This is a genomic window from Flavobacterium sp., from assembly GCF_044376915.1.
Taxonomy (GTDB): Bacteria; Bacteroidota; Bacteroidia; order Flavobacteriales; family Flavobacteriaceae; genus Flavobacterium.
In genome coordinates, this window is sequence record NZ_JBILKB010000001.1 from 39,853 (window position 1) to 48,900 (window position 9,048).

Consider the following 9,048-nt stretch of genomic DNA (forward strand, 5'->3'; position numbering starts at 1 on the left):
ATAATATACGAATTTACAAAAAAACTCCCAACTAAAAATTGAACACTTATTTCTATTATTTTACTTGTTTTATTGTTCCTCCAACAACACTTTGTTCAATTACTTTTTTTGGATTTCCATAAATAGTAATTTCTCCTCCAGCTCTTGTTTTTGCATTTACTATATCAGTCGCGTTTACTTCAGCTATTCCACCAGCATTTACAGTAACTGCTGTTTGTTGGGTTTTACAATCTTGACCGTCATATTTTCCGGCTGAATTTGATAAAACATCTTGATTTTTAACGGTACCAATAATCGTCACAATACTTCCTTGTGAAACACGAATTTGTAAACGATCAGCTTGAAGATTAGTGAGTTTAATATCAGATCCTTCTTTACAAATCACATCAAAATTTAAAACAGAAATTGTATCTTTTGAAGTAATTCTACTTCCTTCATTTGCTTCAACAGCTTCAATTTTTTTATAATAAACGGTAGCAGAAACCGAATAACCCGACAACATTTTTGTTAAAGGCATTCTTATTTTTAATTCCCCGTTTTTATTAACTAATTCTACTTCATTTGAATGAGCACCTGTTAATACCACTTTATTTTCTGAAGCAGCAATTAGATTGACATCTATTTTATCAAAAGCGGTTACTTTTGTAAAATCACCTACGTTTTTTTCGGTTTGTGCATACGTTAATGAACTCATTAACAATAAACTATAAATTATTTTTTTCATATTTATTAATTAACTATAAGTTATTTATTTTTTTTAAAATATTACTCTCTTTTCTTTACGTAATGAAAATCCAATTGTTTTTTTACTAAATCAGCGTTTTTTACTGTAACGTAAACTTCATCACCTAATTGTAAAATATTTTTAGAAACTTCACCTACTAAAGCATATTGTTTGTCGTCAAAGGTATAATAATCATCTCTAATTTCACGAATTCTACACATACCTTCACATTTATTTTCTATTATTTCTACATAAATTCCCCATTCAGTTACCCCTGAAATAACCCCTAAAAACTCCTGATCTTTATGATCTTGCATGTATTTTACTTGCATGTATTTTACAGAATCTCTTTCAGCTTGAGCTGCTAATGCTTCCATTTGAGATGAATGCTCACATTTTACTTCATAATCCTCTTCATTTGCACTTTTTCCACCATCGATGTAGTGTTGTAACAAACGGTGTGCCATAACATCTGGATAACGACGAATTGGCGAAGTAAAATGACTGTAATAATCAAATGCTAATCCATAATGACCAATATTTTCAGTAGAATACGCTGCCTTACTCATACTTCTAATAGTAAGTGTATCGACTAAATTTTGTTCTTTTTTACCTTGGACTTCAGTAAGCAAGTTATTCAACGAACTCGAAATGTCTTTTTTAGAACGGAAATTAATTGAATATCCAAACTTAGCAATCACAGTTTGAAGATTTATTAATTTATCTTCATTTGGTTCATCGTGAATTCTATAAATGAATGTTTTCTTTTGTTTTCCAATAAATTCCGCTACTTTTCTATTCGCTAACAACATGAATTCTTCAATCAAATGATTTGCATCTTTACTTTGTTTAAAGTATACACCTACAGGTTCTGCTGCTTCATTTAAATTAAATTTTACTTCTACTTTATCAAATGAAATAGCTCCAGCTGCCATTCTTTTTCTACGCAGTATTTTAGCTAATTCATCCATTATTAAAGTAGCATCAACTATTGGTTTTGGAACGATATATTCACTTCCAGTTAATGAAATTTCAGCTGGAATTACAGCTGACTTCGTCTCTATAATATTTTGTGCTTCTTCGTATGCAAAACGTTGATCGGAATAAATTACCGTTCGACCAAACCACGAATCCACTACTTCTGCTTTATTGTCTAATTGAAAAACAGCTGAAAATGTATATTTTTCTTCATGTGGACGTAACGAACACGCAAAGTTGGATAAAACTTCAGGTAACATAGGTACTACTCTGTCAACTAAATATACAGAAGTTGCTCTGTTATACGCTTCATCATCTAAAATTGTTCCTTCTTGTAAATAATGCGAAACATCGGCAATATGAACGCCTATTTCAAAATTTCCATTATCCAATTCTTGAAACGATAAGGCATCATCAAAATCTTTTGCATCTTTTGGATCGATGGTAAAAGTTAAAACATCACGCATATCGCGACGTTTTTTTATTTCTTCTTCTGTAATTGAAGTATCTATTTTACTAGCATACGCTTCTACTTCAATTGGAAAATCATAGGGTAATCCATATTCGGCTAAAATGGCGTGAATTTCGGTATTGTGTTCACCTGGTTTTCCTAATACTTTTAGTACAGAACCGAAAGGAGAATCAGCTTTTTTAGGCCAATCTTCTAGATGTACTAAAACAACATCTCCATGTTCTGCTTCATTAATTTTATTTTTAGGAATAAAAATATCAGTGTACATTTTAGCGTTGGCAGTTGTAACAAAAGCAAAGTTTTTTTGAATATCAATTACCCCAACAAATTCTGTTTTCTTTCGTTCTAATATTTCTAATACTTCTGCTTCTGGTTTGCGAGAACTTCTTCTATTGTAAATATAAGCTTTCACTTTATCGCCATCTAAAGCATGGTTTAAATTAATAAACGGAACAAAAACATCATCTTCTAAATCATCACAAACAAAATAACCGTTTTTTCGAGAAGTCATGTCTATAATTCCTTCGTAATATTCTGCTTTAGAAATTATTTGGTATTTTCCTATCTCGGTTTCATGAATTTTATCTTGCGCTTTTAGTATTTTTAAATCCCTTATTATTTCATTTCTACTTTTGGTATCAGAAAGTTCTAATATGGCAGCAATTTGTTTGTAGTTATAGGATTTTGAAGGTTCTTTGGAGAGTATTTTATAAAGTTGTGCAGTAAAATCTTTTGGTTTATTTCCTATTTTTTTTGGTTTCTTACTCATTGTATCTTTTCTAATAATTGTTTAAAGTTACGAAGAAGAAATTAGAAATTAGAAATCATAAATCAGAATTAACCAAAAAATAACAAATTTGAATCTATTAAAGTTTTCAACATTTATTAAAAACAACAAAAATAATTTTTAATTAAATTTAAATTTATGATGATGATTATAGGGTGTTAATAGCTAGCATAAGTTTTTTTAAAGGAGGTGTGTTTTAAAGTTATAACTACTTATACAATTTAATTAACAGAAAGTAAAATAGCTAACAAGTTGAATTTTAAGTAAAAAAATAAAAAATAATTTAGATTATCAACAACTGTTTATAATGTTATTTATTCTCTTTTTGTAAATAACTTTTACTTGTTATTTATGTTGATAAACTAGTAATTTCTATTGATAATTTATCCATAAAAAACAACAACTAATCTTGTTTTTAAAATTTCTATTTTGGATTACAAATTATTTTAATACAACCTTAAAAAAGTTCTTATTTTCTATCCAAAGTTGTTAACAGTTGCTGTTAAATCAAGATTATCTGATTATCAACGAATTACAAAATATAATTAACAATCCCTATGATTTACTTAATTTTATTATATAATTCTTTGAAAACAAACACTTTACTTATAAAAGTATCAAAAAACAAACAACCTACGTAAGAACTACTATTAACTTTAGTAATTTTGTAAAAACAAACAACACAAACAGTATGAAAATAGCTATTGGAAACGACCACGCTGGTCCAGATTATAAAAAAGCAATTGTTTACTATTTAGAAGAAAAAGGGCATACGGTTTATAACCACGGAACAGACACTTTTGATAGTGTGGATTATCCCGATTTTGGTCACGCCGTAGCGTATGACGTAGAAAGTAAAAAAGCAGATTTTGGGATTGTTATTTGTGGTTCTGGAAATGGTATTGCTATGACGGTAAACAAACACCAAGATATCCGCGCGGCATTATGTTGGACAAAAGAAATCGCATCACTAGCACGCCAACATAACGACGCAAATATTATAAGTATTCCAGCTCGATATACTTCCATCCAACAAGCAGTTGAAATGGTTGAGACTTTTTTAACCACTCTTTTTGAAGGCGGAAGACACGCTAATCGTGTCCATAAAATCGCTTGTAAATAATTCAATTTATGATCCACGATCCCATTCCTATAGAAAAACACGAAGTAAAAGCTAAAAATTTAGTCTATTCTATCTTATTGAATTTACTTATTACAATAGCACAAATTGTGGGTGGGATTCTTTCGGGTAGTTTGGCTTTAATCTCAGATGCTCTACATAATTTTTCAGATGTGCTTTCTTTGGTGTTTAGTTTAGTTGCCAACAAATTATCTAGAAGAAAAGCTTCCATTGATCAAACCTTCGGATTAAAACGAGCCGAATTAATTGCGGCTTTTGTAAATGCAGCCACTTTAATTATTGTTGCTTTTATTTTAATATATGGTGCTATTGAACGTTTTATCCATCCCCACGATATCAAATCAGATTTAGTAATTTGGTTGGCTACCCTTGGTATTGTAGTCAATGGTTTGTCGGTGATTTTATTAAAAAAAGATGCCGATCATAATTTAAATATGAAATCAGCCTATTTGCATTTACTTACTGATATGATGGCTTCTATAGCGGTTTTGGTAGGCGGATTGTTGATGAAGTTTTATGGCTGGTATTGGGTTGATAGCGTGATGACGATTTTAATTGCTATTTACTTAATTGTTGTGGGTTTTGATTTGATCAGTAAGGCAACTAAAATGTTAATGCTGTTTACACCAGAACATATTGATATTAAAGAAATTGTTAGAGAAGTGCATAAAGTATCCGGTGCTGGAAAGTTACACCATATACACGTGTGGCATTTAAACGAAGAAGAAATTCACCTAGAAGCCCATTTAGATTGCCCGGAAGATTTTTCTTTGACACAATTTGACGAGGTATTGCACCGTATAGAATTGGTCTTGTTCCAAAATTTTGGTATCAACCACATTACCATTCAGCCCGAATTCAAAAAAGAAGATCCTAAAGATTTTATTGTTCAGGACTAAAATTACTCCCACAATATTCTTAGAACAAAACGTAAAAGGACCAACTGAAGAACAGCGACCCCTGTAAATTTTAATATAAAAATTCGTTTGGCTATTTTGTGTCTAAAAATCACTATTCCTAAAATACCGCCTAAAAAACCACCAAAAAAAACAAGCAACAACAAGCGCATTTCTGAAATTCGTTGGCTGTTTTTTTTAGCCATTTGTTTGTCATAACCCCAAATAATTAGCGTGAATAAATTTATTAGCAATAAATACAACAATATTGGTTCCATAGACACATATTTTTATTCAAAGATAGTATTTTAGTAGCCAAATTAATTCCATCATGAACCACATCCAATTCATACAAAACCAAACCAATATTGCTGTAAAAAGCATTGAAGCCACGATTCAATTACTTTCAGAAGATTGTACGATTCCGTTTATTTCGCGGTATCGAAAAGACCAAACCGGCAATTTAGATGAGGTTCAAATCGAAGCAATTTCAAAATTAAACAAGCAATTTGAGGAAATCGTTAAGCGAAAAGAAAGTATTTTAAAAGCGATTGAAGAGCAAAACGCCCTTTCGCCCGAATTGAAATCCAAAATTGAAAACAGTTTTGATTTGCAAGAATTGGAAGATTTGTATTTGCCGTATAAGAAGAAGAAAAAAACAAAAGCCGATGTAGCTCGTGAAAACGGATTAGAGCCTTTAGCAAAAATAATAATGTCTCAAAAAAATGATGATCTTGAGTTTTTGGCATCGAAATACTTGAATGCAAACGTAAAAAACGAAGACGAAGCGTTACAAGGCGCTCGCGATATTATTGCCGAATGGATTAATGAAACTATCTTTATTCGTAAAAATTTACGCCGCTTGTTCCAACGAAAAGCGATGATTTCCACAAAAGTAGTTAAGACGAAAAAAGACGACGAAGCGGCTCAAAAATTCAAGCAATATTTTGATTGGGAAGAATCCCTTTCAAAAGCACCTTCTCACCGATTATTAGCCATGTTGCGTGCCGAAGCAGAAGGTTTCGTGAAATTAAATGTTACCATCGAAAAAGAAGAAGCAATCGATTTCATGATTGAAAACACCATAAAAAACAAACAGTCGGAAGCAACGGCACATCTAGAATTGGCCATAAAAGACAGTTATAAACGCTTGTTAGAACCGGCTATTTCTAACGAAACTATGCAAGAAGCCAAAGCGAAAGCCGACAGCAAAGCGATTGATGTGTTTTCCGAAAATTTACGTCAGTTGTTGTTGGCGCCCCCTTTAGGTGAAAAACGAATTTTAGCCATCGATCCAGGCTATCGAACGGGTTGTAAAGTGGTTTGTTTGGATGAAAAAGGCGATTTATTACACAACGAAACCATTTACCCTCATGCGCCACAAAACGATACGACCATGGCGTTGAAAAAAATTCGTTCTATGGTAAATGCATACAACATTGAAGCCATTTCTATTGGAAACGGAACCGCTTCGCGCGAAACCGAATTTTTTATTAAGAAAATCGCTTTTGATAGGCCCGTTCAAGTTTTTGTAGTTTCTGAGGCCGGAGCTTCTGTATATTCCGCAAGTAAAATTGCTCGGGAAGAATTTTCAAATTATGATGTAACGGTTCGGGGCTCGGTATCTATTGGACGCCGCCTTTCCGACCCCTTAGCCGAATTGGTAAAAATTGACCCAAAATCTATAGGTGTGGGACAATACCAACACGATGTAGACCAAACCAAGTTGCAACAAGCTCTCGATATTACGGTAATGAGCTGTGTAAACTCTGTGGGCATAAACATCAACACCGCCAGTAAATCGTTGTTGAGTTATGTTTCGGGCATTGGAGAAAAAATAGCAGAAAACATTGTTGCCTTTCGTTCAGAAAACGGCCCTTTTGAAGACAGAAAACAATTGAAAAAAGTGCCACGTTTGGGCGAAAAAGCGTACCAACAAGCTGCAGCGTTTATTCGTATTAAAGACGGTAAAAATCCGTTAGATAATTCGGCAGTACATCCAGAAGCGTATGCAATCGTAGAAAAAATAGCTAAAGATTTAGGTATTAAAACGACCGAATTAATTGCCAACAAAGAACAAATAGCCCAAATCCAACCTGAAAATTACAGTACGCCCGAAATAGGAATATTGACATTAAAAGATATTATTAAAGAGTTGGAAAAACCAGGTTTGGACCCTAGAAAGGCGGCTAAAGTTTTTGAATTTGACCCTAATGTTAAAACCATAAAAGATTTAAGAGCAGGCATGCTATTGCCTGGAATTGTAAACAACATCACCGCATTTGGTTGTTTTGTAGATGTAGGAATTAAGGAAAGCGGATTGGTTCATATTTCCCAACTGAAAGAAGGCTATGTTGCCGATGTAAACGAAGTGGTAAAAATGCACCAACACGTTCAAGTTAAAGTTGTTGAGGTGGACGAAGCGAGAAAACGAATTCAGTTGACGATGATCTTTTAATACAAAAAAGTATAACGTAAACCAATTCCAAATGTGGTTTGCGTCTGTTTTTTTGATATTGCAAAAGATTCATCGTCACGACGAAACACTAATTTTTTAGCCGAAGCAAATGAGTAATTTACTCCAACAGACCACTTTTTATGTAAAGAATATTCTAATTGAGCTAAATAGCCAATGTAAATAGCATTAGCGTTAAAAGTTTGCGTTTCATCAAATTGTAGGGGCAAATTTCCACTAGAACCCATAAATTTTGCTTGGTATTTACTGTATGTACCAAAAACACCTACCGAAGGTGTAAACGTATTTATTTTCCAAAAAAACAAAAGCGGCACTTGTAATTGAAAACCATTTGCATTTATGCTTTCAAACAATTTTGGGCTGCCATCATTTGTGAAATAATAACCCGATAAATCTGATTCAGAATTAGCTTTACTTTGTGTTCCAACATCTAATAAAAAAGAAGTTTCAAATCCAGTACCAATCGAAAAATTCGAATTAAATAATTTCTTTTTTACTAACAATCCAAAACTTAAAAAAGGTTGGTTTTTTATTTCAAATTCTTTTAATAAACTAACAGAAGTTATACCAGTGTTAAGTTTTAAACTATAATCTAAATTTGAGAAAATATTATTTTTGAATTGTTTGATTATTAAAGTGTCTGCAGAAACAATTGTTTTTTGTTTATTTTGAATTAGGGTAATGCTTGGTTTGCTTCCTTTTATTCCTTTGTTTAAGATTACTTTATCAACTTTTATTTTAGCTAAAGGTTTTTCAATAAAAACAGTATCTCTAATGATTACTTCTTCATAAATATATACTGTGTCAACCTTTTTGTCTTGAGAAAAGCCAAGTTGAAAAAGAAGTAAAAACCAGAAAAAACAATTATTCCTTTTCCACATAAACCGTATCTTTTTTAACAATTTGTTTTTTAATTACCACTACTTTTGGCGTTTGAGCATTGGCTGTTGAATCCTTTTTTTCAAACGTATTTATATTTAACAACGGCTTATTTTCTTCAATTTCCACCTGCTTTTTTTCCGAAGTTTTCAATTCATTTGATAAATGTATTGAGTCTTTTGTGGTAATAGTATTTATAATTTTATCTTTTTTAGTTTCTTGTATTATTTTAGGTGTTGAGTTATTATATAAGAAAAATATAATCAATGAAACTAAGCCTGTAAAAAGAATGATAAATTTTAATATTTTAGTTCGAAAAACAGACGTATTAACCAAAATTAAGTCTAAGTTATCGCATTTTTTATGCGGATTAAAATCATTTTTTGGTGAAATCTCAAAACCAGAAAAGGTTTTTTTGTAATAATTGGCAAAAAGTTGGTTTCCAAATCCTAAAAATAATAAAAAAGCAATTATTCGTTTTTTCTTTTTCTCTTTTGAATGGAAAGAAAGTTTTTCAAAAAGAAATTCTTGAATATTTTTTCTTGCTCTTGATAAACTTGATTTAGAAGTTCCAACGGATATATTTAATAGTTTGCTAATTTCAAGGTGTGAAAAACCATCAATAATATAAAGGTTAAAAACGGATTTATGATTTTCAGAAAGCGAATCAATCGCCTCTAACAAATCTTTGTGGC

8 protein-coding genes are annotated in these 9,048 nt (G+C 31.7%); 3 read left to right on the forward strand and 5 right to left on the reverse strand.

Annotation, left to right across the window (positions count from 1 at the left end; all coding sequences use genetic code 11):
• Window positions 1–55: 55 nt before the first annotated feature.
• Window positions 56–724 (reverse strand): head GIN domain-containing protein, encoded by a 669-nt coding sequence (locus tag ACIQ6Z_RS00180; protein ID WP_396208927.1) that lies wholly within the window; start codon window positions 722–724, stop codon window positions 56–58.
• A gap of 41 nt (window positions 725–765) precedes the next feature.
• Window positions 766–2,943, reverse strand: a complete 2,178-nt coding sequence (gene rnr / locus ACIQ6Z_RS00185; RefSeq protein WP_396208928.1) for a ribonuclease R — start codon at window positions 2,941–2,943, stop codon at window positions 766–768.
• 709 nt (window positions 2,944–3,652) lie between these two features.
• On the opposite strand from rnr, the gene rpiB reads away from it, so the two are divergent.
• Both rpiB and ACIQ6Z_RS00195 read left to right on the forward strand, forming a co-directional pair.
• Window positions 3,653–4,084 carry a ribose 5-phosphate isomerase B gene (rpiB, locus tag ACIQ6Z_RS00190; RefSeq protein WP_396208929.1) on the forward strand — a complete coding sequence of 144 codons (432 nt, stop codon included), beginning with the start codon at window positions 3,653–3,655 and terminating at the stop codon, window positions 4,082–4,084.
• An 8-nt stretch (window positions 4,085–4,092) separates the two neighbouring features.
• On the forward strand, window positions 4,093–5,001 hold the full coding sequence (locus tag ACIQ6Z_RS00195; protein ID WP_396208930.1) for a cation diffusion facilitator family transporter: 909 nt from the start codon (window positions 4,093–4,095) through the stop codon (window positions 4,999–5,001).
• 2 nt (window positions 5,002–5,003) lie between these two features.
• Here the strand turns inward: ACIQ6Z_RS00195 and ACIQ6Z_RS00200 are convergent, their stop codons facing one another.
• The gene (locus tag ACIQ6Z_RS00200) at window positions 5,004–5,276 is read right to left on the reverse strand and encodes a DUF1294 domain-containing protein (protein ID WP_396208931.1); all 273 of its coding nucleotides are present in this window, start codon (window positions 5,274–5,276) and stop codon (window positions 5,004–5,006) included.
• A gap of 53 nt (window positions 5,277–5,329) precedes the next feature.
• On the opposite strand from ACIQ6Z_RS00200, the gene ACIQ6Z_RS00205 reads away from it, so the two are divergent.
• Window positions 5,330–7,456, forward strand: a complete 2,127-nt coding sequence (locus ACIQ6Z_RS00205) for a Tex family protein (RefSeq protein WP_396208932.1) — start codon at window positions 5,330–5,332, stop codon at window positions 7,454–7,456.
• On the opposite strand, the gene ACIQ6Z_RS00210 is transcribed toward ACIQ6Z_RS00205, so the two are convergent.
• Both ACIQ6Z_RS00210 and ACIQ6Z_RS00215 read right to left on the reverse strand, forming a co-directional pair.
• Window positions 7,453–8,355 carry a hypothetical protein gene (locus ACIQ6Z_RS00210; protein ID WP_396208933.1) on the reverse strand — a complete coding sequence of 301 codons (903 nt, stop codon included), beginning with the start codon at window positions 8,353–8,355 and terminating at the stop codon, window positions 7,453–7,455. The genes ACIQ6Z_RS00205 and ACIQ6Z_RS00210 overlap by 4 nt on opposite strands.
• Window positions 8,339–9,048 (reverse strand): RNA polymerase sigma factor (locus tag ACIQ6Z_RS00215; RefSeq protein ID WP_396208934.1); only part of this gene is annotated, 710 nt, incomplete at its 5' end. The genes ACIQ6Z_RS00210 and ACIQ6Z_RS00215, both read right to left, overlap by 17 nt.